General features: G+C 66.6%; 24 protein-coding genes. 13 read left to right on the top strand and 11 right to left on the bottom strand.

Features of this window, described 5'->3' with window-relative positions; genetic code table 11:
* Positions 1 to 7: 7 nt before the first annotated feature.
* Complete coding sequence (gene hppD, locus ACQR3U_RS19710; protein ID WP_064060398.1) at positions 8 to 1,213, bottom strand: 4-hydroxyphenylpyruvate dioxygenase; 1,206 nt, start codon at positions 1,211 to 1,213, stop codon at positions 8 to 10.
* Positions 1,214 to 1,399: 186 nt separating this feature from the next.
* On the opposite strand from hppD, the gene ACQR3U_RS19705 reads away from it, so the two are divergent.
* The 3 genes from ACQR3U_RS19705 to ACQR3U_RS19695 all read left to right on the top strand — a co-directional run bounded on the left by ACQR3U_RS19705 (position 1,400) and on the right by ACQR3U_RS19695 (position 4,730).
* Positions 1,400 to 1,909, top strand: a complete 510-nt coding sequence (locus ACQR3U_RS19705) for an Lrp/AsnC family transcriptional regulator (protein ID WP_006554689.1) — start codon at positions 1,400 to 1,402, stop codon at positions 1,907 to 1,909.
* Positions 1,910 to 2,050: 141 nt separating this feature from the next.
* Entirely contained in the window at positions 2,051 to 3,304 is a 1,254-nt protein-coding gene (locus ACQR3U_RS19700; RefSeq protein WP_016692537.1) for a Glu/Leu/Phe/Val dehydrogenase dimerization domain-containing protein, read from the top strand.
* Positions 3,297 to 4,730, top strand: a complete 1,434-nt coding sequence (locus tag ACQR3U_RS19695; RefSeq protein ID WP_230811198.1) for an amino acid permease — start codon at positions 3,297 to 3,299, stop codon at positions 4,728 to 4,730. Before ACQR3U_RS19700 ends, ACQR3U_RS19695 begins: the two co-directional genes overlap by 8 nt.
* Here ACQR3U_RS19695 and ACQR3U_RS19690 read toward each other — a convergent pair.
* Complete coding sequence (locus ACQR3U_RS19690) at positions 4,712 to 5,128, bottom strand: VOC family protein (protein WP_006554692.1); 417 nt, start codon at positions 5,126 to 5,128, stop codon at positions 4,712 to 4,714. The genes ACQR3U_RS19695 and ACQR3U_RS19690 overlap by 19 nt on opposite strands.
* Positions 5,129 to 5,259: 131 nt before the next feature.
* Here ACQR3U_RS19690 and ACQR3U_RS19685 point away from each other — a divergent pair, with 131 nt between their 5' ends.
* Complete coding sequence (locus ACQR3U_RS19685; protein ID WP_033097447.1) at positions 5,260 to 5,874, top strand: dihydrofolate reductase family protein; 615 nt, start codon at positions 5,260 to 5,262, stop codon at positions 5,872 to 5,874.
* A gap of 159 nt (positions 5,875 to 6,033) precedes the next feature.
* Positions 6,034 to 6,594: a TetR/AcrR family transcriptional regulator gene (locus tag ACQR3U_RS19680; protein ID WP_039583753.1), complete on the top strand. Its 561-nt coding sequence runs from the start codon at positions 6,034 to 6,036 to the stop codon at positions 6,592 to 6,594.
* A gap of 35 nt (positions 6,595 to 6,629) precedes the next feature.
* On the opposite strand, the gene ACQR3U_RS19675 is transcribed toward ACQR3U_RS19680, so the two are convergent.
* The 3 genes from ACQR3U_RS19675 to ACQR3U_RS19665 form a co-directional block, all read right to left on the bottom strand.
* Positions 6,630 to 7,742, bottom strand: a complete 1,113-nt coding sequence (locus ACQR3U_RS19675) for an alpha/beta hydrolase (RefSeq protein WP_230811199.1) — start codon at positions 7,740 to 7,742, stop codon at positions 6,630 to 6,632.
* Positions 7,743 to 7,962: 220 nt separating this feature from the next.
* On the bottom strand, positions 7,963 to 8,160 hold the full coding sequence (locus tag ACQR3U_RS19670) for a helix-turn-helix transcriptional regulator (RefSeq protein ID WP_006554696.1): 198 nt from the start codon (positions 8,158 to 8,160) through the stop codon (positions 7,963 to 7,965).
* 2 nt (positions 8,161 to 8,162) lie between these two features.
* The gene (locus ACQR3U_RS19665) at positions 8,163 to 8,639 is read right to left on the bottom strand and encodes a hypothetical protein (protein ID WP_230811200.1); all 477 of its coding nucleotides are present in this window, start codon (positions 8,637 to 8,639) and stop codon (positions 8,163 to 8,165) included.
* 148 nt (positions 8,640 to 8,787) lie between these two features.
* Between ACQR3U_RS19665 and ACQR3U_RS19660 the strand changes: the two genes are divergently transcribed.
* Positions 8,788 to 9,408: a class I SAM-dependent methyltransferase gene (locus ACQR3U_RS19660; RefSeq protein ID WP_230811201.1), complete on the top strand. Its 621-nt coding sequence runs from the start codon at positions 8,788 to 8,790 to the stop codon at positions 9,406 to 9,408.
* 98 nt (positions 9,409 to 9,506) lie between these two features.
* Positions 9,507 to 10,019 (top strand): DinB family protein, encoded by a 513-nt coding sequence (locus ACQR3U_RS19655; protein WP_033097554.1) that lies wholly within the window; start codon positions 9,507 to 9,509, stop codon positions 10,017 to 10,019.
* A 12-nt stretch (positions 10,020 to 10,031) separates the two neighbouring features.
* Here ACQR3U_RS19655 and ACQR3U_RS19650 read toward each other — a convergent pair whose 3' ends face one another.
* Positions 10,032 to 10,646: a YdcF family protein gene (locus tag ACQR3U_RS19650; protein ID WP_024102311.1), complete on the bottom strand. Its 615-nt coding sequence runs from the start codon at positions 10,644 to 10,646 to the stop codon at positions 10,032 to 10,034.
* Between the two features lie 1,007 nt (positions 10,647 to 11,653).
* On the opposite strand from ACQR3U_RS19650, the gene ACQR3U_RS19645 reads away from it, so the two are divergent.
* Positions 11,654 to 11,878, top strand: coding sequence for a hypothetical protein (locus ACQR3U_RS19645; protein WP_230811202.1), 225 nt, complete (start codon positions 11,654 to 11,656; stop codon positions 11,876 to 11,878).
* On the opposite strand, the gene ACQR3U_RS19640 is transcribed toward ACQR3U_RS19645, so the two are convergent.
* On the bottom strand, positions 11,875 to 12,648 hold the full coding sequence (locus ACQR3U_RS19640) for a PASTA domain-containing protein (protein WP_230811203.1): 774 nt from the start codon (positions 12,646 to 12,648) through the stop codon (positions 11,875 to 11,877). The genes ACQR3U_RS19645 and ACQR3U_RS19640 overlap by 4 nt on opposite strands.
* Before the next feature lie 252 nt (positions 12,649 to 12,900).
* Between ACQR3U_RS19640 and ACQR3U_RS19635 the strand changes: the two genes are divergently transcribed.
* Complete coding sequence (locus ACQR3U_RS19635) at positions 12,901 to 13,545, top strand: RNase H family protein (protein ID WP_052040070.1); 645 nt, start codon at positions 12,901 to 12,903, stop codon at positions 13,543 to 13,545.
* A 37-nt stretch (positions 13,546 to 13,582) separates the two neighbouring features.
* Positions 13,583 to 14,086, top strand: coding sequence for an MFS transporter (locus ACQR3U_RS19630; RefSeq protein WP_230811204.1), 504 nt, complete (start codon positions 13,583 to 13,585; stop codon positions 14,084 to 14,086).
* 161 nt (positions 14,087 to 14,247) lie between these two features.
* Here ACQR3U_RS19630 and eutC read toward each other — a convergent pair whose 3' ends face one another.
* The 3 genes from eutC to ACQR3U_RS19615 all read right to left on the bottom strand — a co-directional run bounded on the left by eutC (position 14,248) and on the right by ACQR3U_RS19615 (position 17,408).
* A complete protein-coding gene (gene eutC, locus ACQR3U_RS19625; RefSeq protein WP_230811205.1) occupies positions 14,248 to 15,012 on the bottom strand; it encodes an ethanolamine ammonia-lyase subunit EutC in 765 nt (254 codons plus the stop codon).
* Positions 15,009 to 16,421, bottom strand: a complete 1,413-nt coding sequence (locus ACQR3U_RS19620) for an ethanolamine ammonia-lyase subunit EutB (RefSeq protein ID WP_230811206.1) — start codon at positions 16,419 to 16,421, stop codon at positions 15,009 to 15,011. The genes eutC and ACQR3U_RS19620 overlap by 4 nt, the downstream gene beginning before the upstream one ends.
* A 120-nt stretch (positions 16,422 to 16,541) precedes the next feature.
* Entirely contained in the window at positions 16,542 to 17,408 is an 867-nt protein-coding gene (locus ACQR3U_RS19615; protein WP_372477713.1) for an SGNH/GDSL hydrolase family protein, read from the bottom strand.
* Between the two features lie 158 nt (positions 17,409 to 17,566).
* Between ACQR3U_RS19615 and ACQR3U_RS19610 the strand changes: the two genes are divergently transcribed.
* On the top strand, positions 17,567 to 18,892 hold the full coding sequence (locus tag ACQR3U_RS19610) for a serine/threonine-protein kinase (protein WP_230811208.1): 1,326 nt from the start codon (positions 17,567 to 17,569) through the stop codon (positions 18,890 to 18,892).
* Between the two features lie 6 nt (positions 18,893 to 18,898).
* On the opposite strand, the gene ACQR3U_RS19605 is transcribed toward ACQR3U_RS19610, so the two are convergent.
* On the bottom strand, positions 18,899 to 19,906 hold the full coding sequence (locus tag ACQR3U_RS19605; protein WP_371683086.1) for a LacI family DNA-binding transcriptional regulator: 1,008 nt from the start codon (positions 19,904 to 19,906) through the stop codon (positions 18,899 to 18,901).
* Positions 19,907 to 20,050: 144 nt separating this feature from the next.
* On the opposite strand from ACQR3U_RS19605, the gene ACQR3U_RS19600 reads away from it, so the two are divergent.
* Positions 20,051 to 21,238 carry an acyl-CoA dehydrogenase family protein gene (locus ACQR3U_RS19600; protein WP_019288237.1) on the top strand — a complete coding sequence of 396 codons (1,188 nt, stop codon included), beginning with the start codon at positions 20,051 to 20,053 and terminating at the stop codon, positions 21,236 to 21,238.
* Complete coding sequence (locus tag ACQR3U_RS19595; protein WP_230811209.1) at positions 21,235 to 22,338, top strand: CaiB/BaiF CoA transferase family protein; 1,104 nt, start codon at positions 21,235 to 21,237, stop codon at positions 22,336 to 22,338. The genes ACQR3U_RS19600 and ACQR3U_RS19595 overlap by 4 nt, the downstream gene beginning before the upstream one ends.
* The last annotated feature ends 12 nt before the right edge of the window (positions 22,339 to 22,350 follow it).

Genomic DNA, 22,350 nt, shown 5'->3' with positions numbered 1-22,350 from the left:
ACCGGACTCAGAAATTGCCGCGCGCAGCCTGCTCCCGCTCGATCGCCTCGAACAGCGCCTTGAAGTTGCCCTTGCCGAAGCCGAGCGAGCCGTGGCGCTCGATCAGCTCGAAGAACACGGTCGGGCGGTCGCCGACGGGCTTGGTGAAGATCTGCAGCAGGTAGCCGTCCTCGTCGCGGTCGACCAGGATGCCCCGCTTCTTCAGTTCCTCGATCGGCACCCGGACCTCACCGATACGGGCGCGCAGCTCCGGATCGTCGTAGTACGCATCGGGAGTCGCGAGGAACTCGACGCCCTCCTCGCGCAACTGGTCGACCGCCGTGAGGATGTCGTTGGTGGCCAGCGCGAGGTGCTGTGCACCCGGCCCGCGGTAGAAGTCGAGGTACTCGTCGATCTGCGAACGCTTCTTCGCGATAGCGGGCTCGTTGAGCGGGAACTTCACGCGGTGGTTGCCGTTGCACACCACCTTGCTCATGAGCGCCGAGTAGTCGGTCGCGATGTCGTCGCCGATGAACTCCGCCATGTTCGTGAAACCCATGACGCGGTTGTAGAAGTCGACCCACTCGTCCATGCGTCCGAGTTCGACGTTGCCGACGACGTGGTCGAGCGCCTGGAAGATGCGCTTGGGTGCACCCTCGCGCTTACGGTAGGTCGAGGTGCGCTCCACGTAGCCGGGCAGGTACGGGCCGTTGTAGCGCGACCGGTCGACGAGTGTGTGCCGCGTGTCGCCGTAGGTCGCGATGGCGCCGATGCGGACGGTGCCGTTCTCGTCGCTGATCTCGTAGGGTTCCTCGAGAACGGTCGCCCCCTGCTTCCGGGCATGCTCGATGCACTTGTCGACATCCGGGACCTGCAGGGCGATGTCGACGACGCCGTCACCGTGGAGGCGGTGGTGCTCGATCAGCGGGCTGTCCGGATCCACCGCGCCCTTGATCACGAATCGCACGGCGCCGCTGCGCAGTACGTAGGCGTGATGGTCGCGGTTGCCGGTGGTGGGTCCGGAATAGGCGATGAGTTCCATGCCGTAGGCGGACTGGTAGTAGTGCGCCGTCTGCGTGGCGTTTCCGACCACCCACACCACGGCGTCCCAGCCGCTGACGGGGAAGGGATCCCGTTCGCTGTCGTACTCCACGAGACCGACCAGGCGCCGGAGCTCCTCGGCGTCGAGCTGAGCAAGTCGTTCGCTGTCGGTCAGGGTGTATTCCAGAGTCATCGCTGCAACCTCCTGCCGCTCACTGCGGCACAGTCTTTGTGTCGTGTGTCACCAGGAGAAACCCACCCGTCGGTGCGACGCAACGTCGCCTTCGGCAACTGGCCCGACTGACTGGAATTCGCCGGAATCTGCACACTCACCTATACAATCGGACTAGTTTTCGGCGCTCGATGGGAAGGAACCGCGATGCGCGAGCCCGTGCAGCTGGACGAATTGGATTTCGCCCTCCTCGAGGCCCTGCACGCCGACCCGAAGATCGGCGCGCTCGAGTTGTCCCGTCGATTGAAGGTCGCGCGCGCCACCGTCTCGGCCCGCCTGCGACGCCTCGAGGACACCGGGGTCATCGCCGGCTACGAACCCCGGATCAACCTCGCCGCAGCAGGTTTCGAAGTGCAGGCGTTCGTGACGATGGAGATCGTGCAGGGCGCGCTCGAAGACGTCACCGAGGTCCTCGAAGGCATCCCCGGTGTCCTCGAGGCGTTCGCCACCACCGGCGCGGGCGACGTCCTGTGCCGCATCGGAGCCGAATCACACCTCGGTCTCCAGCAGACCCTCATCGAGCTGAACCGCTCCTCGATCGTCGCGCGGTCCACGAGTGTGATGGTGCTGTCGGAAGTGGTGCACTACCGGGCGATGCCGCTGCTGCGCACCCTCGAGCCGGAACGATCCGCGAAGGCACCGGCCTACCGCCGCTGAACCGACCACGTCCACAATCCGTCTCCGACTAGCCGGATTGCACAGAAAAAAGCGCTTCGGGCATCCGGACCCTCCGCACGCTGCACAGTTCGATGAAGCACAGTTGCGCAGCATTTGTTACTGACGTCACAGTCTTTCGCCATGAAGAACCTGCTGACGCGATTCGAAGAAAAAGCCCCCGAGATCGTCTTCGAGTGGCACGACACCGAGACCACCGCCCGGGGCTGGGTCGTCATCAACTCGCTGCGGGGCGGCGCGGCCGGCGGCGGCACCCGCATGCGCCGCGGCCTCGACCGGCGCGAGGTCGAGTCGCTGGCGAAGACCATGGAGATCAAGTTCACCGTCTCCGGACCTGCGATCGGCGGTGCCAAGTCCGGCATCGATTTCGATCCGTCCGACCCCCGCAAGGAAGGCGTGCTGCGCCGCTGGTTCGCGGCCGTCACTCCCCTGCTGCGTGCCTACTACGGCACCGGCGGCGACCTCAACGTCGACGAGATGAACGAGGTCGTTCCCCTCACCGAGTCCAACGGCTTGTGGCACCCGCAGGAAGGTGTCGTCAACGGACACTTCGGCAAGGACGAGCGCCAGCGCATCCAGCGGGTGGGCCAGCTGCGACTCGGCGTCGCGAAGGTTGTCGAGGACGCGCGGTTCACCCCTGCCACCAGCACGAAATACACTGTCGCCGATTTGATCACCGGTTACGGCGTCGCCGAGTCGGTCCGTCACCACCAGCTCGTCTATCGGGGCACCGACCTCGCCGGCAAACGCGTCGTGGTGCAGGGCTGGGGCAACGTCGGCGCCGCTGCTGCCTACTATCTCGCCCAGGCCGGCGCCTCGATCGTGGGCATCATCGACCGCGACGGCGGCATCCTCGCACCCGAGGGTCTCTCCTTCGACGAGGTCCGCACCCTGCTGCTCGAGCGCGACGGCAACGCCCTGCGCAGCGACCGCATGATCCCCTTCGACGAGGTGAACGCCCGCATCTGGGATCTCGGAGCCGAGATCTTCCTCCCCTGCGCCGCGAGCCGCCTCGTCACTCGCGAGCAGGTCGACCGCATGGTCGCCGCGGGACTCGAGTCGATCGCCTCCGGCGCCAACGTTCCGTTCGCCGACGACGAGATCTTCTACGGCCCCACCTACGAGCACGCCGACAAGTCCGTTGCCGTGATCCCCGACTTCATCGCCAACTGCGGTATGGCCCGGGCTTTCGCCCAGCTCATGGAGGGCGACGTGGAGGTCTCCGACGCCGCGATCTTCGGCGATGTGTCCACCACCATCGAGACGGCCCTGCGCCGCTGCCACGACCGGTCGACCGAGCTCACCGGGCTCGCCGCGACCGCCTTCGAGATCGCACTGGACCAGCTGGTCCCGGCCGGGGAGCGCATTGATGACTGACACCCTGGCCACGGCGACGACCGGCGCCCAGAGCACCGCCGGCCTGCATCGTGCCATGCGGCCCCGCCAGCTCGTCATGATGAGCCTCGGTGGCGCCATCGGGGCCGGCCTGTTCGTCGGGTCGGGGGCGGGTATCGCCGTCGCCGGCCCGGCGATCCTGATCTCGTTCCTGGTGGCGGCCGTTCTCGTCGTGTTCGTGATGCGCATGATGGGCGAGATGGCCGCGGCCAACCCCGCCAGCGGTGCGTTCTCCGAGCACACCGAGAACGCGCTGGGCCCTGTCGCGGGACGGACCATCGGGTGGTTGTACTGGGTGCAGGTCATCATCGTGATCGCCGCGGAGGCCACCGGCGCCGCCGCGATCACCGCGGTGGCGCTGCCCGGCATCCCCCAGTGGGCGTCCGCGCTGTTCTACATGGTCGTGCTGACGGGCGTGAACCTGGTCGGCGTCCGCCGCTTCGGTGAGGTCGAATTCTGGTTCGCCGCAATCAAGATCGTCGCGATCGTCGGCTTCCTGGTGATCGGCATCGCGATGATCGCCGGGTGGATGCCCACCTTCGAGACGACCGGCTTCTCCAACCTCACGGCGCACGGCGGGTTCGCCCCCACCGGTATCGCCGGTATCGCCGCCGGCCTGCTCATCGTGGTCTTCGCGTTCGGTGGCACCGAGATCATCGCGATCGCCGCCGCGGAGACCGCCGATCCCCGTCGCAACGTGGGCCGCGCGGTGCGCACCCTGGTGTGGCGCATCCTCGTGTTCTACATCGGGTCGGTGCTCGTGATGGTGACGATCCTGCCGTGGACCTCCGAGGATCTCGCGACCGGTCCGTTCGTCGCCGTGCTGCAGGCCGGGGCCGTCCCGGGCGCCGCCGCGGTGATGACCGTGATCGTCGTGGTCGCGCTGCTCTCGTCGCTCAACGCGATGCTGTTCAGCGCTTCCCGGATGATCTTCTCGCTGTCGCACCGCGGATCGGCGCACCCCGTCTTCGGGCGGCTGTCGTCCAACGGCGTTCCCCGCAATGCGGTGCTCGCCTCGGTGGCGTTCGGCTTCGTCACGGTCGGACTGAACTATCTCTACCCCGACCGGGTGCTGCCGCTGCTGCTCAACGCCGTCGGCTCCACGATCCTGGTGCTGTGGACGTTCGTCGCGGTCTCGCACCTCGTGCTCCGTCGTCGCGCACGCCGCAACGGCACCGAGGATGCACTGCCGCTGAAGATGTGGGGCTTCCCGTACCTTTCGTACGCGACGCTCGGTCTGCTGGCCGGCATCGCGGTGCTCGCCCTGTTCGACACCGCTGCCCGCACGCAGCTGCTCGCGACCGGCGCGTTGACCGCAGCGATCGCCGGTACCTGCACGGTGCTGGCACGGCGACGCGCTGCGGCCGGGACGGCTCGGGGCGAGACGGTTCAGGAGCGCCAACCGTAGGGACGCGTGATTATCTCCATGAAGTGACCGGCGGGGTCGAGGAAGTAGGTTCCTCGACCCCCGTCGTTTCTGTTGATTCCGTGCGCCGACTGCCGGGGATCGGCCCAGTGTTCGATCTTCTGCTCGAGGATCCGGGCGTAGATCTCGTCGAACTCCTCCTCCGACACCAGGAATGCGTAGTGCTGCGGCGGATACTCCACATCCGGTGGCGGTTCGGCGAAATCGAGGGTGACGCCGTTGGCGAGTTCGACAGCGAGGAAGTGCCCGGCGGGCACCGGATCGGGCAGCCCGAACAGGGTGGTGAGGAAGTAGGCCGAATGCTGCTTGTCGTCGGCCGCGACGATGGTGTGGTTGAACGCAATACTCAAGGAGAACTCCTTGTGGTCCCGCGCCTCCATGCCTGACGCAGTCCGTCATCGACACGCGACGCTGCGTCCAGAGATACCTTCCGCGCCGGAGGGATGCAAGCGATGAGTTCTCCGCGCTTCCCGGGTCTGTACTCGGCGACAACCTTCGAAAGGGGACGACGATGAAGCTCACGGTGACGACCTTCGTATCGGCCGACGGTGTGGCCCAGGGGCCGGGTGGCCCCGACGAGGACCGCAGTGACGGCTTCGACCGCGGCGGTTGGGTGGTGCCGCTGTTCGACGAGGACACCGGCAAGTTCATCGACGAGGTGTTCTCGAAGGTCGACGCATTCCTGCTGGGCCGGAACACCTACGACGTCTTCGCTGCGTCGTGGCCGAACTCGACCGATCCCGACGATCCGGTCGCCCGTGCACTCAACACCCTCCCGAAGTACGTCGCCTCCACGACGCTCACCGCCCCCGAGTGGCAGAACACGACGGTCCTCGAGGGCGACGTGCCCACCGCGGTCGCGGAACTGAAGAAGCAGCCGGGACGGGAACTGCAGGTGCACGGCAGCATCCGTCTGGTCCACACCCTCTTCGAACACGGTCTCGTCGACGAGTACCGCCTCATCACGTTCCCGGTCGTCCTCGGTCAGGGGCGGCGGCTGTTCCCCGTCGGGGGTCGCGACACGAAGTTCGATCTCGTCGAATCGCGCACCACCTCGACCGGTGTCGTCATCACCGTGTATCGGCCTGCCGGACGACCCGAGTACGGACTCGCCGAAGTCGAGTGACCCGAAGTACGAGCCGGTCTGTATCGAGAGCTGCTCTGGCTCGCCTGCCTCATCATCTGTTCGAGACGGCTACGGACCTCGTTCCGGAACGGTCGGCCGGGCCCGCTCTTGGGGGCCGGTCAAGATAGCATCGGGGCGGGAACTAGGTCAGGACTGGAGATGCCCCGCAACAGACGTCCGCAGGATCGGGAAGAGAAACGCGCAGAGATCGTGGTAGCCGCCCGACGGTTGTTCGTCGAGGAAGGATACGACGCGGCATCGATGACGCGGATCGCCCGTGACGCCGGAGTCGTGTCGAACACGCTGTACTGGTACTTCCAGGACAAGGACTCGATATTGATCGCGGTCCTGGATGCGGTTCTAGCCGACTCGATGGCCTCCTACAGCGAGATACTGGGCTCGGGCCTGGCCGATCGACTCTTGTGGTTGGTCGAAGAATTGGAGCAACTGGGTCGGTTGGTGAGCACGGTGCACACACGCGCCGAGAAGTCCGCGTCCGTTCAGCAATGGCACGAGCAGTTCCACACACTGGCCGAAGGATTGTTCCGGGCAGAGCTGATCGAACTCGGCGTGCCCGCTGACGAAGTCGATCCGCTGGTGGCGATCGGCGTTTTCGTGGTCGAGGGCTTGCTGATGCACCCGACGGATCAGGCTCAGCGGCGCGCGGTGATCGAGACGTTGCTCAACAGCGCTCGCAGTCGTGCCGCAGCCACCGGCTGAGCACCTGATCTGCGCGTCCACGAACGCGGAGCGACCTACTGTGCGGTGCGGTCGAATTGCCTTTCCAGGAAATAGAGTTGGTCACGCACGGCGCGTTCGAAGTGGTCACCGACGTAGATGTCGAAGTGGTCACACACGTAGCTCTGAACCTGTACGTGCGCCAGACCCTGTGCGTGACGCTTCGTGGTCTTCGCGGGCGCGGCCGCGTCGTTGTCGCAGACACACAGCAACGTCGGAATGCTGAAGCGGGCCAGCGCACGACCGGGTCGATCGAGCGGAAGACGCAGCGCCAGCCGGGCAGCGAGGGCATTGGCCGCCTCGAATTCGCCGTTCGGACCGCGCAGTACACCCCAGACGCTGTCGCGGCCGACCCCGGTCTCGGGTTCTTCCCCACCGTCGATCTCCGTCGGCTCGATGTTCTTCGACAGCTGAGCCCGCACCGACGGAAGTCGTTTCAACACCGCGCTGGTGCGCCGCGAGAGCCGGGTCCCCGCGGGCAGGAGTGCGGAAGCGCCGGCGAGGGCGTCGGGTGAGGCCACGAACGCGGGCATCCAGGACGTCCCCGCCATCGGCAACAGGATCGGCTTCGCGCCGAACCACGACCCGACCGTGTCGAGAATGCCTGCCGCTGTCAGCGCCACCACGCTCAGCGGGCCGGTCCGTATCCGCGCGCGCAACGACGCCGGACCGTCGGTGAAGGGGCACTGCGCCACGATCGCCGCGATACGGGTGTCCTCGGAGGCGACTCGAAGGACATGACCTCCGCCGAACGAACTGCCCCACAAGGCGATCCGGTTGACGTCGACCTCAGGAAGTGTGCGCGCGAAGGCCAGAGCGGCATGCCAGTCGGCGCGTTGCCGGCCGATGTCGAGGATCTGGCGCGGCGCTCCGCCGCTGGCCCCGAGGTGACGGTAGTCGAACACCAGCACCGACCACCCCGCGGCGGCGAACCGTTCCGCGTAGGCATCCAGGCGCATCTCCCGCACCGCTCCGAGCCCGTGCCCCATGATCACCATCGGGCGCGGACCGTTCAGGTCGGGTGCGGTGTACAGCCATGCCGCGCACTCGTCCTGGCCGGAGACGAACGAGACCTCGCGCCGCTGCACCGCTACCACCTCGCGCCGATCGGCAGACTCACCGATGTTCATGACTAGCACCCTCCCGCTTCACCACCACATTTCTTGGACGCCATTCAAGAAGGCGTGACGATTACGGTAAAGGCATCTTGGATGCCGGTCAAGAAGGGAGGGCGAGGTGTACGTCGACGACATCACCGGACTCACACTCACCGTTGACGCCGGTAGTACGCTCGAGTGATCGGCAAGTGGCCGAGCGGGTTCCGTCGGGGGATCCGCTCGGCCCCTTCGCTTATCCCTCGTCGGGCAGGAATATGTCCTCGATTCGACGTCCGAACAGGTGCGCGATGCGGAACGCCAACGGAAGGGACGGGTCGAATCGCCCCTTCTCGATCGAGATGATCGTCTGGCGCGATACCCCGAGTTCGTCGGCGAGCCTCTGCTGCGACCATCCGTTCTCCGCGCGCAGGGCCGCCAGCGAATTCCGCACCCTCAGCCCTTCCGACGCTGCACGGCGTAGCGCACACCGAACGACGCGAAAGCCACGAGAATGACCGCCATCAGCGCGTGCAGGCCCTCGACCTCGATCGGAGCGAACGCCAGAGCGGTGCACCCCAGGCCCGTGACGAGAAGGATGTCGGTGAAAGCGCCCGAGGCGGCTTTCTCGTACCAGGACGACTCGACCGAATCCTCGGGCCGGTCCGTGACGCCTTCGAGGGTCGACCGATCCACGAGGAGCACCCACGACAGGGCCGACAGTGAGGGTGCGGTCGCCAGCGCGACCGCCACGCCGGCGGCCACGGGATAGCCGGGCACCAGCCCCAGAGCAGCTACCACCGCTGCCAGAACGGCTGTGGCCAGGATTCCGAGGGCGATCGCCGGCGGTACCGCACCGATCCACCGCGACCCCACCCGCACCTTGCCCCACTTGCTTCGCCCGACCACCGATCCGGCACCCCCGCTGTCCATCGTTTCCCCTTTCGCCGTAAAGCACACTTTACATGTAAAGGTAACTTAACAGTCCGTTCGGTGCGACAGAAACGAGGGGTTCCGTTCGGCCGGGCAGGTGTCATGATGGATCGAGCAGATCGACACGCCACCAGGCGAAGGGACTGCCATGAGCCTCTACAACGATCACGTCGTACCGCGACTGGTGAACATCGCCTGTGCACCGTCGTTCACCGAAGCGAACCGGAAACGAGTGTGCGCCGGCCTGAGCGGCCGCGTCGTCGAGATCGGATTCGGATCCGGCCTCAACGTTCCCTACTACCCCACCACCGTCGAGTCGGTCAGCGCCGTCGAACCCGCGGACCTCGGATGGAAGCTCGCACGTTCGCGCATCGATGACTCCCCCGTGCGCATCGAACGATCCGGCCTGGACGGTCAGTCACTCCCGTTCGAGGACAACACCTTCGACAGCGCACTGTCGACGTGGACGCTGTGCACCATCCCCGATGCCGACGCGGCTCTGCGCGAGATACGTCGTGTCCTCGCACCGGGCGGCACCCTGCATTTCGTCGAACACGGACTCGCGCCGGACGAGAACGTCCGGCGGTGGCAGCACCGGCTCGAACCGATCCAGAAGCGCGTCGCGGGTGGTTGCCATCTGACACGACAAATCGCCAACCTCGTCCGCGGTGCGGGGTTCGAGATCCGCGAACTCGACACCTTCTACGAGGAGAAGACGCCGAAGTTCTTCGGTGCGCTGTCGCTGGGAGTGGCGACACCAACCGCGTGAAGGCGGATAACTGCACAGCAACGTTTGCACACTTCCGGGGACAGATACACGGTGTCGACATCGAGCACATGTCCACTATGTCCGCGATGATTGCATGCATGCCCTCGGACACCCTGCCACTCGCCACGCGCACGCTGCTGAAGCAACTCGACCTGGTCTGGCTCTTCACGGAACAACATGTCCTGCCGCGGATCGACGAGGCTGCCGTGCACTGGGAGCCGTCGTCGAACTCCGTGGGCGTCCGGCGGGTCGACGGGCGTCTCGTCGCCGACTGGCCGGACGAGACGGCCGAGGCCCTCCCCGAGCCCACGATTGCGTGGCTGCTCTGGCACATCGAGTGGTGGTGGACGAACACCGTGGCGGTCTGCAGTGGGGGAACTGCGGTCGGGCCGGACGCCTACGAGTGGTCCGGCTCGACCGGCCGCATCCGGGCTCTTCGCACCGAATGGGCCGCGCTTCTCGAGACTGCCGACATCGAGAAGACGATCGTCGGCCTCATGCCCGAACCTTCACCTCTGTGGGAAGTAGCCGGGTGGGTCAACTTCGAACTGGCGAAGAATGTTTCGGAGATCAGTCAGGTACTGACGCGGAAGGCGAATACGCCGGGCTGATACTTCCTGCGTTTACGCTGGGACGATGCCCGCGATCGGAATGCGCGCGTCGACCGCCTGCCGGAAGTTGATCATCGCGCGTTCGAGGTGGTCGCGGTTCGTCACCAGCACAGCGCCCGTGGCTCGCCGTTCGAGCAGAACGTCGTTGGTGAAGCGTGCGTTCTCGACGGTGGAGGTCGACTGCGATTCCTCGGTGATGCGCTCCGGCGGAATGCCTCGCACGACCAGCCAGTCCTTCATGGCCTGCGCTTCGGTGACGCCGTTGCGCGGCACGCCACCGGTGACGACGATCGGAGATTCCGGATAGCGTTGCGCTGCACGAAGAGCTGCCTCGAGCCGTTCTTCGAGCACCGGTCGGATCTTGCCGTCATCGGTGAGTCCGGCCCCGAGCACGACAAGATGCGTACCCCGCGGATTCAGGTCGAGCATCAGCGGGAAGTGCGGTGTCAGCTTCTCGAGCTCGGTGCACGCGATGATCAGCGCGTCGATGGTTCCCTGGCACAGCGGGGTGACGGACAGTGCACCGTTCACGACGGTGTCGATTGCAGGAGTCGCCGCTGCCTGCCCCGTCGATACACCTACCGCGGCTGTGGCCGCGACTGCGGTCGCCACCACCGTGCGTCGCACAGCTCCCACGCGAGCCCCCTTTCTTCCCGGACATCGGCCGTGCCGCACTGTGCCATCTCGACGCGCACGTGTGGGAAGTTGGAGCTCGACGCGAAGAAGTATCACCATAGGCCGCGTCGGATTCGATGACGGCTGACAATCGGTTTTACATCCGAACCACTGGTCTATCCATGAACAAGCGCGACAATCGTTGCAAGAGGCGCCATTCGGACGAATCACTGCGCTTCCCGTACTTGCAGAACAGACAGAAACAGAACGTGTGTTCGAGTTGACGACTTCGCACACCCGTGCGACCATCCCTCCACCGACCTGAAAACAGGTCGACCCCGGCAGGTGCGCCAACACCGAACCGGGGTCTGGGCACACGACAGAAAGCGCTGTCATGCACCGTAGGGTGGAGTCTATCCACACGCCTTCGAGAGGCGTATTCCAGCAACGAGCCGCGAGCGCATTCGTCCGCGCCGGTCGCCGCACACCCGCTCCCCCGGGTTCACGCCCGACGTCCTGACTTTCCAGCCCTCCGATCCACCGTGATCGGAGGGCTCGAGGCGTTTCACCTGCATCGTCGCGCACGAGGGCCGTTCCGGTAGCCGAGGCGCGTCGACGCAGCTCGTCGCTCGTCTCCCACAGTCCGACGTCAGCGCGCCGACGCTGCGAGCCGGGGTCGTTCCCTGTCTCGAAACCGACTGGGCGCCAGTATCCTTCGTCTCCACAGCTGGTGGTGGAGCACCCGATCGTGCGGGTCGACACGAACGACCGGGTCCAGTGCGAGCCGCACGTCTTCTACGACGTGGGGCTATCCGTGCTGGCCGAGACGGTCTATCGGGGCATGGCGACCGGGCAGCCTTGGGGAAGGGGACGGCGACTCAGGGACCCGAAGGGTCTCCGATCGGTCGAGGGCAGCCGCCCGCAGGGCGCCCGATTCGTTCCCGATCGAACTCATCCTCGTTGCGCGAACCCCGGGTGGAGTGCTGTGATCGGAGCACGGGTCTACGGGAGGGGCCGACGTGACCGGCGTCGTTCAGTTCCGCGAGCGGGACGGCACCCCGAAGGAACAGGCCTATTCCGGCCGAATCGCCTCGACCATCAAGGATCTCGGACTGAAGTCCGCGATGGCGGGCCTGCGGGTCGAGGCCCTACGGCCGGGATCGGTGGGATTCCCGAGGGGCGGCCGGCATCCGTCGAACACCGCCACCGAGGATCTCTCCCGCACGGAGCAACCGATGGCCTAACAACCGCTGAACTCGTCCTCTTTCAGAACCGACAGCACTGGGTCGCCTTCACCGATCGATGCTCCCACCGAAGGAGTCTGGTCGACGACGACCCAGTTCCTGTCCCACACCTGCGCGCGTCCCTGACCGCTCGCGTCGACGCTCGTGGAGTAGAACACGCCCACAGCCTGGATAGCATCCTGTGCCGTTTGGAGATCCATGCACACGACGTTCGGCATCACCGCGGTGGACGCGACCGCCGCGACCTGCGTGGTGGAAACTCTCGTGGCGGGAGTGGTTTCCGGAGCGACGGTCCGTGCGGTGGTGGCAGCCGAGGTCGTGTACGGCGTGGTGGTCGTCGGTGCGGCAGCGCGAGGAGTCGTACTCGCGTCGTCCTTCGTGGGTGAATCCAGCCCGTCCGAGATGTCACCGATGATTCCCATAAGGACGATCAGTCCGGCGACGGCAGCGGCGATGACCACCCCGCGCCGGATCCTCGGAGGCTTCGGCGGCTCGGGCGGCGGCGCCATCGCCGCCCGCACATCCCCCGCGAGGAACGCGCGGTGGCCGGCTTCGGCACGTGCGGCGATCGCGTCCTGTTCGGCCTTGATCCGCTTGCGGCGGTCGCGCAGGGGCTTGCCGATCGCGAGATATCCCAGGCCGGCCGCGAATGCCACGAACAGGATCGCGTCGGCAAAGTTGCCGTTGACTATTTCCACGATCGCCAGCCACAGCGTGATGGCGGCGAACATCCCCGCTACGACTCGCAGGTAGGGGACGACGAACTTCATGTTTCTCCTTCAACCCGACACCAGGCCCCGTGTGCCGCTGCTTTCTCGACCGCACACGCGCTGAGTGCCTTCCTGAACTGGTGTCGGAGTACCGCCCCTCGTCGTTACGGGAGGCCGTTGATGGAGGTCATGCGGCCATGGTGGGTGCGATGGCCTCCATCTGCTCGATAACGAGCTTGGTAGCGCTGGTGCGACGGTCCGGCGGTCCGGCGGGCGCAGACCTCACCCGCCCGGGTCCACATCTCCGACGGCGTGTTGCGTCGCACCTTGAAGGACGTCGCCGAGTCGTTCCCGGCCGCACAGTTCGTCGACACGGCCTTCGGCCCGTTCGGCGCGCTTCTCGCTCGCGCATCCGACACCATCGGGGCACACGTCGCGGCTCTGCTCGCAGCGGACGAAGCACGCCGCGAGGCGGAACTCGAGGCCCGTCCGCCGCTGGTGGTCGCGACCGACGCATCGAAGGCTCGCAATCGTCGCGGCACCGGACTCGGCTGCGTATCGAACGCCGGTGTACATCACATGCGGATGGCCTGCGACGCCCGATCGATCCTCGAAGGCGAACTCCTCGCGATCGACATGGCCGTCGCTCGCTTCATGCACCCCAAGCTGCACATCCTCACCGACAGCCGGCTTGCCCTCGCCTGCATCGAGGGCACTTACGAGGGCCGTCCCGAGATCGCGGACGTCGTGGAGCGCATCCGGAATCGGATCAAGGGTCGCACTGTCGAGTTCTCGTGGGTGCGCGGGCACAGTGGACACCCGCTCAACGAGGTCGCCGATCGGCTGGCGGTCGCGGCGAGGCGCTGCCACGACGCGAACGTTTCGCCGGAGGTGGCGTCGACGATCGCGAACAACATCGTCGCTTCGTTGAAGAACCCGCTTCCCGAAACCGCTTGACCCGAACAAGTTCCACGAATCGCAAACAGGAGACCCAATGAGTACTCGAGATTTCGACCAGCGCTACAACGCACATCTGATCGCGTCGCTCGCCGCAAGCGTCGGCATCATGCTCGGCAGCATCGGCCCCTGGGCAAGCTTCATGGCCTTCACCAAGAACGGCCTCGAGGGGGACGGCATGATCACTTTGATCCTGGGCGTACTGTCTGCCGTCGCGATGTTCACACTGTTCTCCCGGGGGGTCGGCCGGCGGGACCGTTATTCGGTGGGTCGCACCCGCCGCGAGTGTGATCTGCCTGGGTATCGCGATCTACGACATCATGGACGTCTCGTCGCACACTGCCGAGTTCTTCGGAGAGACTATCGGCGTCCAGATCGGCTGGGGATTGTGGTTGGTGGTGATCTCGTCGGCAATCCTGTTCCTGACGTCGACGACCGTCGCGAAGAAACCCCGCAATCGCGATGGCATCCCTCCCGGGAGCGAGGTTCGCAACTGAAAGGTGAGGCTCACAACCCAGATGGTCGACCAGCAGGGTTGTGACCCTCATCTTCAGGTTGTCTACCTCTCGAAAAGCTTGCTCGGACACAGCAACATAGGCAGTGGGACGAGTGAGATGTACCCTGGCAATCTGCACACAACGGCGCAATCCTCCGCCCTCGACCGAGGGCAGCAGAGTGCGAAGTGGTCATAGGTGCGCGCTATTACGCGCTTTGCTGACCGATTCCCGCTCCGCTGTCGGGGTCGGTGAGTGCGGGATCCCGCGAGGTGTCCTTCAGCGCGACCCCCGAGGCCCCCAACTGTCGCGCGCCGTTCACGAGGGCCGCGACGACGCGCGCTGCATGCTCGTAGGTCATCCCGCCGGGCGGGTGGATATTCGACACGCAGTTGCGTTCGGCGTCACTGCGTCCCGGCGTCGGGTGGTGCGTCAGGTACACGCCGACACTGTCGGCCACCGACAGGCCGGGCCGTTCGCCGATGATCACGAGCATCGTCGTGACGCCGAGCCGCTCACCGATATGGTCGCCCAGCGCGACGCGGGCCTGCGTCGCGATCACCGGTGACGCCACGGTCAACCCGGGCAGGGCAGCGACGATCGCCGCGAGCAGATCGGGTCCGTGGGCGTCGAGAGCGGTGGACGACAACCCGTCGCACAGCGCGATACCGAGATCGGCCTCTGTTCGCGGCAGCGTGGTCCCCTCGGCGAGCTGCCGGCCGAGGTCGGGGCGACGCAGATACGTACTGCGATCTCCTGCTGCGCTTTCCACGATCAATGGCTCACCGAGCCCGAGATCACGAACCCGCTGAGCCAAGGAATGCACATCGAGCGGGACGTGCACGGCGTCGCGCGCCTCGGCATGGGCCGCCACGAATTCCAGATGACGGCGCGTCGGGATGCTGTTCCCGGTGCGTCCCAGGCCGATCCGTGCCTGGGTGTTCCGGCGCAATTCGTCCCACAGGTCGCTCACAAGGCACCTCCGAGTGCGCGCAGAGGGGACGTGCCGACGTCCACCGGTAGGATGCGACCGATATCGTCCGCCATACCCTGCCTGCGTAGCCAGTCCTCGAACTCCGGTGCCGGCCGCAGGTCGGCGGCCTCCCGCACGTACAGCGCGTCGTGGAACGACAGCGATTGATAGCCGAGCATCACGTCGTCGGCACCCGGCACCGTGATCACGAATGCTGTTCCGGCAACGGCCAACAGGGTCAGCAGGGTGTCCATGTCGTCCTGATCGGCCTCGGCATGATTGGTGTAGCAGACGTCCACACCCATAGGCAGGCCGAGGAGTTTGCCGCAGAACTGGTCTTCGAGACCCGCGCGGATGATCTGTTTGCCGTCGTACAGGTATTCCGGTCCGATGAACCCGACGACGGTGTTGACGAGCAGCGGTTCGAACTCGCGCGCAACGGCATGCGCGCGCGCTTCGAGGGTCTGCTGATCCACCGGCCTGCCACCGGTTCCGAAATGGGTTCCCGACGACAACGCCGAACCCTGCCCGGTCTCGAAGTACATGACGTTGTTGCCGACGGTCCCCCGTCGCAGCGACCTGCCGGCCTCGTTGCCCTCCCGCAGCACTGCGAGGTCCACACCGAAGCTGCGGTTGGCGCCCTCGGTGCCGGCGACCGATTGGAACACCAGGTCGACGGGTGCGTCCTTCTCGATCAGATCGATGGTGGTGGTGACGTGGGTCAGCACGCACGACTGGGTGGGGATCTCGAATCGTTGCCGGATCTCGTCGAGCAGGTGCAGCAGGTCGGACACGGCGTGCGGCGAGTCGCTCGCCGGATTGATGCCGACGACCGCGTCGCCGCATCCCATCAGCAGGCCGTCGAGGACGGACGCGGCGACCCCACGCGGGTCGTCGACGGGATGGTTCGGTTGCAGGCGCGTCGCGAGCCGCCCGGGCAATCCGATGGTCGTGCGGAACGCGCTGGTCGCCGTCGCAGCGCGGGAGACCGCGATGAGGTCTTGATTGCGCATGATCTTGCTGGTCGCCGCGACCGTCTCCGGGGTGAGTCCCGGCGCGAGTGCCGCGAGCACGTCGGCGGAGTCCGGTCGGGCCGCGACCTCCAGGAGGTGGTCGCGCAGTTCCCCGACGGTCATGTGCGAGACCGGCGCGAAGGCCGTCGCGTCGTGGGTGTCGACGATCAGCCTGGTGACCTCGTCGGTCTCGTACGGGACGACTGCCTCGGTGAGGAAGGTGGTCAGCGGGAGGTCGGCGAGGGCCAGCTGTGCCGCGGCGCGTTCTGCATCCGAGGTGGCAGCGCATCCGGCGAGTTCATCGCCCGAACGGCGCGGAGAGGCTTTCCCGAGCAGGTCGACGAGGCCGTCGAAGACGTAACCGGTTCCGCCGAGCTGTTGTCGGTAGATCGTCATCGAGGCCTCCCGCGCAGGACCGGTTCGACGGATGTGAGCACGCAGTGGAGTGCAGCATTCCACTTTTTCGCTGTCGTGTCCGGCGAGTGTCGCGAACGAAACGTCGCTGGTCGTCGGTTCCTAGCCTCGCTGGTACCAGACGTTCGTCACCCGCTGCGCCATGTGCCGCATCCCCGCAGCGGTGGGGTGCAGTGCCTTCGCCAGCGACAGCGACTGCCGTCCCTCGTAGAAGCGCTGCTCGGAGGGCGCACACGCGTCGTGTCCTTCGGATCCGGCCATGACGTCGACGAACTCGGCACCGGCCTCGCCGGCGGAGCGGGCGAGTACTCGGTTCATCCGCACGAAGAAGTTCGTCACGAAGGAGGCGTCGGCATCGCTGGTGGGGATGTTGGGCCAGCAACCCCGGTTGCCGAAAACACCGCCGTGCCCGACCAGCAAAACCCGTGCGCGTGGTGCGCGTTGCTGGACGGCGGTGAGTGTCGCGGTGAGCTTCGGTCCGAGTGCACTCAGGGCGGTGTCCATGCGCGACGTGGTGCCCGGATCGGTGCGGCAGTGCGCATCGCCGCCCGGAAGCTCGGTGTAACAGGCCGAGACGAGCCCCGCCCAGCCGACATCGTTGCCGCCGATGCTCAGCGTGACGAGATTCGTGTCCGGAGGGAGCGAATCGATCTGCGGCGGGACCGATCCGGTCGACGTCTGCTGCGGGACGGACGTGATGTGCTCGGTGCGTGCACCCGAACACGCGACGTTGACGAAGCTGACGGTCTGAAGCGAACGCGCGACGAGGTTCGGATATCCCGCATCCGCGCGGGCACATCCGCTGAGCATCGCCGCTGCGTCGAGGTAGGGTCCGGCGGCACGCGAGTCACCGAGCGCGACGTATCGGATGCCCTGCTCGCTACCCGGGTCGCTCATCGCGGACACCGGCCACACCATCGATGCAGCTGCCATGCCGGCGACGATCCCGGCTCGCACAATCGTCTTCATCCAGACCCTCCGGCAGCGTGGTTCTCCCGGGCATGAGATCGGCACGAATTACAAACGCGTTACGAGCACCGGGTGAAGATCACGGATGAAGCTCGGGCACACATCCTCCCACCAGCGCATTTTGTTTACTCCCCCCTTCGAACGGCTACCGTCGACCTGTGACCGTCCACAAAGTTCTCGACGGCCGCTACGAGCTGAGCGGTCTGCTCGGCGTGGGCGGCAGCGGCGAGATCCACGACGGTTGGGACACCCGCCTCCACCGGCCCGTCGCCGTCAAACTGCTCGGACGGGAGGTCTGCAGCAGACCGGACGTACGACGTCGTTTCGAAGTCGAGGCCCGGGCCGCCGCGGCCCTGAACCACCCTCGCATCGTCGCCGTGTACGACACGGGTGAACACGACGGACGTCCTTACATCGTTATGGAACGGCTCTCCGGGCGGACCCTCGCCGACGACATCACCCGCGGACCCCTACCCGCCGATCGGGTGCGCACGGTGCTCGCCGGAATTCTCGAGGCGCTCGTCGCCGCGCACGGTGCGGGGATCCTCCACCGGGACATCAAGCCGGCGAACGTGCTCATCACAGAGAACGGCGAGATCAAGGTCGCCGACTTCGGTATCGCGAAGAGCGTCGGCGACGACCTCACCCACACCGGTGAACTCGTGGGGACCGTCGCCTATCTGAGCCCGGACCGCATCACCGGACACCCCGCGTCCGTGACGGACGATCTGTACGCGGTCGGGGTCGTCGGCTACGAGTCTCTGTGCGGGCGGAGGCCGTTCGCCGAGGACAACATCCTCGCGCTGGCACGGGCCATCACGCACGACCGTCCGCGGCCACTCGCCGATCTCCGCCCGGTCGCCCATCCGGGGTTCGTCGCAGTGATCGAACGGGCCATGGCACGAGAGCCTTCCGACCGGTTCCGCAGTGCGCACGAGATGCTCGCGGCATTGCAGAATTCCGACGGAAACCGCGCTGCGACAGCCTTCCTGCCGGCGAGTGAGATCGGCGGACCGACGACCACTGCAGGCACGGACCGTTCACGTGGAGTTCTCGTCGCAGCGGGTCTGACGCTGGTCGGGGCGCTCGCCGTGGGCGGTCTCGCACTCGGATTCGGGCGGGGCGATTCCCCGCCGGCGGCCACACCGGAGACGCGGACGCCGGGCATGTCCGCATCGACGCCCGAGCGGGTACCGGCAACCACCGAGCTTCCTGCGACCCCCGAATCCACGGTCGCCCCGGCGCGCACAGTGGACGAGACCGCCGTGGTTCCGCCCGTCGTGCCCGCTCCGGAGACCGCTCCCGTCGCACCGCCTGCGGATGCCGGGCCCACGAGGTCCGAACCCGAGTCCCGCGGAAACAGCGGACCCGGCAACAACAACGGTAACGGAAACTCGCAGGGGAACAACGGGAAACACAACGGCAACAACGGCAATGGGAACGGGAACACCGGCAACGGGAACAGTGGCCGCGGTAACGGGTGAGATCGCTCAGCTCGAGGCGCGCACCACGAGTTCGACGGGAAGTCGCGTCGATTCCGTTTCTCCGTTTCGCACGAGTTCGAGGAGCCGCTCGATGGCCGTCACCCCGATATCGTGCGCGGGCGATCGCACGGTGGTGAGCGGAACCGGCAGCTGCGCCACGACGGGGATGTCGTTGTAGCCGACCACGGCGAGATCGTCCGGGATGGACAGACCGAGGTCGCGGGCGACACCGAGGATGCCGATGGCGATGGTGTCGCTGACCGCGAAGATCGCGCGGGGACGGTCGGGGCGGTCCAGCAGCGCACGCGCGGCCTCCACACCCCCGGCGACGTCGAAGCTCGACCGCATGATCCGCTCGGGCGGCAGTGGCGCCGACGCTTCCTTCAGAGTGTCGACGAAGCCGTCGCGGCGGTCGCGGGCGGTGCTGGCGTGGTCGGGGCCGGCGATGATCGCCAGGTCGTCGTAGCCGCGGTCGAGAAGGTGCCGGGCGGCCAGTGCTCCACCCCGGTAGTCGTCGCCCACCACGAACGGCAACCCCGCATCGGCGTGCCGGGTGACCGCGAGGATGGGCAGCGATCCGAGTACCAGCGACTCGACGAACGGACCACCCGGGAGGTGCATGCTGCTCAGCAGCAGACCGTCGACCTGCCGGCCCACGAGCAGCGCGATGGCGCGACGTTGTGCCTCGAGGTCGTCGGGTGGGCTCGACAGCAGTACCGAGTAGCCCGCTTTCGTGGCGGCTTCCTCGATGCCCTGGTAGGTCGTGGCGACCACGCCGTCGGTGAGTCGCGGCATGACGACACCGAGGGTCGTGGTCTTGCGGGTCCGCAAGCTCGCCGCCCACAGGTTGGGGCGATATCCCAGTTCGACCGCGACCTCCCGCACCCGTAGTGCCGAGTCCGACCAGCCGTCGACCGGTTCGGGCTGGCGCAGCACACGGGATGCCGTCGAGACGTGGACACCGGCGCGCTCGGCGATCTCCTTGAGCGTCGGGGCGCGGTCGGGACGGGGCATGCGGCTCTCCTGCTCGTACGGCATCGAGTTCGTATTCCGAGTTGACGTGCCCGGAACGTATCTTTAGCGTAGGCCATGCAATCGATCGCGCAAACGTTCTCACAATCGTTCTGACAAACGTTTCCTCGACCACCGGAGAAGGCCATGTCCAACGCTCAGTCGCTCACCCAGCTGTTCGCCCTCGACTCCCTGCTCGAGCAGGAGGAGATCGACATCCGCGACACCGTCCGCAAGTTCGGCAACGAGCGCATCCGCCCGCACGTGGCCCAGTGGTTCGAGGAAGCCAAGCTCCCGGCACGCGAGCTCGCCAAGGAACTCGGACAGCTCGGTGTGCTCGGCATGCACCTCGACGGCTACGGCTGCGCCGGCATGAGCGCCACCGCCTACGGCCTGGCCTGCCTCGAACTCGAGGCCGTCGACTCCGGCATCCGCAGCCTCGTGTCCGTGCAGGGCTCGCTGGCGATGTTCTCCATCCACCACTGGGGCAGCGAGGAGCAGAAGCAGGAATGGCTCCCCCGCATGGCCGCCGGTGAGGCCATCGGTTGCTTCGGCCTGACCGAGCCCGACTTCGGTTCCAACCCCGCCGGGATGCGCACCAACGCAAAGCGCGACGGCGACGACTGGATCCTCAACGGCACCAAGATGTGGATCACCAACGGCTCGATCGCCGACGTCGCCGTCGTCTGGGCGCAGACCGACCTCGAAGAAGGCGCCAAGGGCATCCGCGGCTTCGTCGTCCCCACCGACACCCCCGGTTTCTCCGCACCGGAGATCCACTCCAAGATGTCGCTGCGCGCCTCGGTCACATCGGAGCTCATCCTCGACGGCGTGCGTCTGCCCTCCTCGGCGATGATGCCGAAGGCCGAGGGTCTGCGCGGACCGCTGACCTCCCTCGGCGAGGCCCGCTTCGGCATCGTCTTCGGTGCCATCGGTGCCGCCCGCGACTGCCTCGAGACCGCCGTCGAGTACTCGCAGTCCCGCGAAGTGTTCGACAAGCCGCTCGCCGGCTACCAGCTCACCCAGGCCAAGATCGCCGACATGGCGCTCGAGGTCGGCAAGGGCCACCTGCTCGCCTACCACCTCGGTCGCATCAAGGACCGCGGCGAGATCGCCCCGGAGCAGGTCAGCCTCGGCAAGCTCAACAACGTGCGTGAGGCCATCGCCATCGCCCGCGAGTGCCGGACCATCCTCGGCGCCAACGGAATCACGCTCGAGTACCCCGTCATTCGTCACGCCAACAACCTCGAATCGGTGCTGACCTACGAGGGCACCTCCGAGGTCCATCAGCTGACCATCGGCAAGGCGCTGACCGGTGAGGCAGCCTTCCGGTGAGCGGAGCGTTGGAAGGGCTGGTGATCGCCGACTTCGGTCGCGTGCTCGCCGGCCCCTACGCCACCATGCTGCTCGCCGACCTCGGGGCAGAGGTCGTCAAGATCGAACGACCCGGCTTCGGGGACGACACCCGGCACTGGGGACCACCCTGGGCCGGCGACGAGTCGACCTATTTCCTCGGCGTCAACCGCAACAAGAAATCGGTGGCTATCGACCTGACCACCGACGAAGGACTCGAGCAGGCACGCGATCTCGTCGCCCGCGCCGATGTCGTCGTCGAGAACTTCCTGCCCGGCACGATGACTCGGCTCGGGCTCGGATACGAGCAGGTCCGGGAACTCGACCCCGGCATCGTGTACACCTCGATCACCGGCTTCGGCGGGCACAACGACCTGCCCGGTTACGACCTGCTCATCCAAGCCGTCGGCGGTCTGATGAGCATCACCGGGCCCGACCATGCGACACCCACCAAGGTCGGTGTCGCCGTGGTCGACATCATCACCGGAATGCACGCTGCGCTCGGCATTCTCGCCGCGCTACGGCACCGCGACCGCACCGGCGAGGGCCAGCGTGTCGAGGTGAACCTGCTGTCGTCCCTGTTGTCGGCGCTGGCGAACCAATCGTCCGGCTACGTCGCGGCAGGAGTGGTGCCGAAGGCGATGGGCAATCGCCATCCGAGCATCGCGCCCTACGAGATGTTCCACACGGCAGACCGGCCGTTCGTCCTCGCCGTGGGCAACGACCGTCAATTCGCTTCCCTGGTCGCGGTTCTCGGCGCACCCGAACTCGCCACCGACGAGCGGTTCACCACGAACACCGCCCGCGTCGCGAACCGGGAGGAGCTGACGAAGATCCTCGACGAATTGCTGTCGACGGACACCGCCGACGCGTGGTTCGACGCTCTGACCGCAGCCCGGGTGCCATGCGGACCGCTCAACGACATCGCTGACGCGGTCGCGCTCGCCGAACGACTCGGCCTGTCGCCGGTGGTGTCGATCGACGATCCCGACCGGGACGCTCCGCTTCGTCAGATCGCCAACCCGATCCGGCTCAGCGCCACCCCTGCGACCTACCGCACCGCACCCCCGCGGCTGGCGTAGTCGGACGCTCTC

It is taken from the genome of Rhodococcus sp. IEGM1339 (genome assembly GCF_050321925.1).
GTDB lineage: Bacteria > Actinomycetota > Actinomycetes > Mycobacteriales > Mycobacteriaceae > Rhodococcus > Rhodococcus pyridinivorans.
Note: the sequence above shows the minus strand (reverse complement) of the source record. Positions and strands in the feature narration are given on the sequence as shown.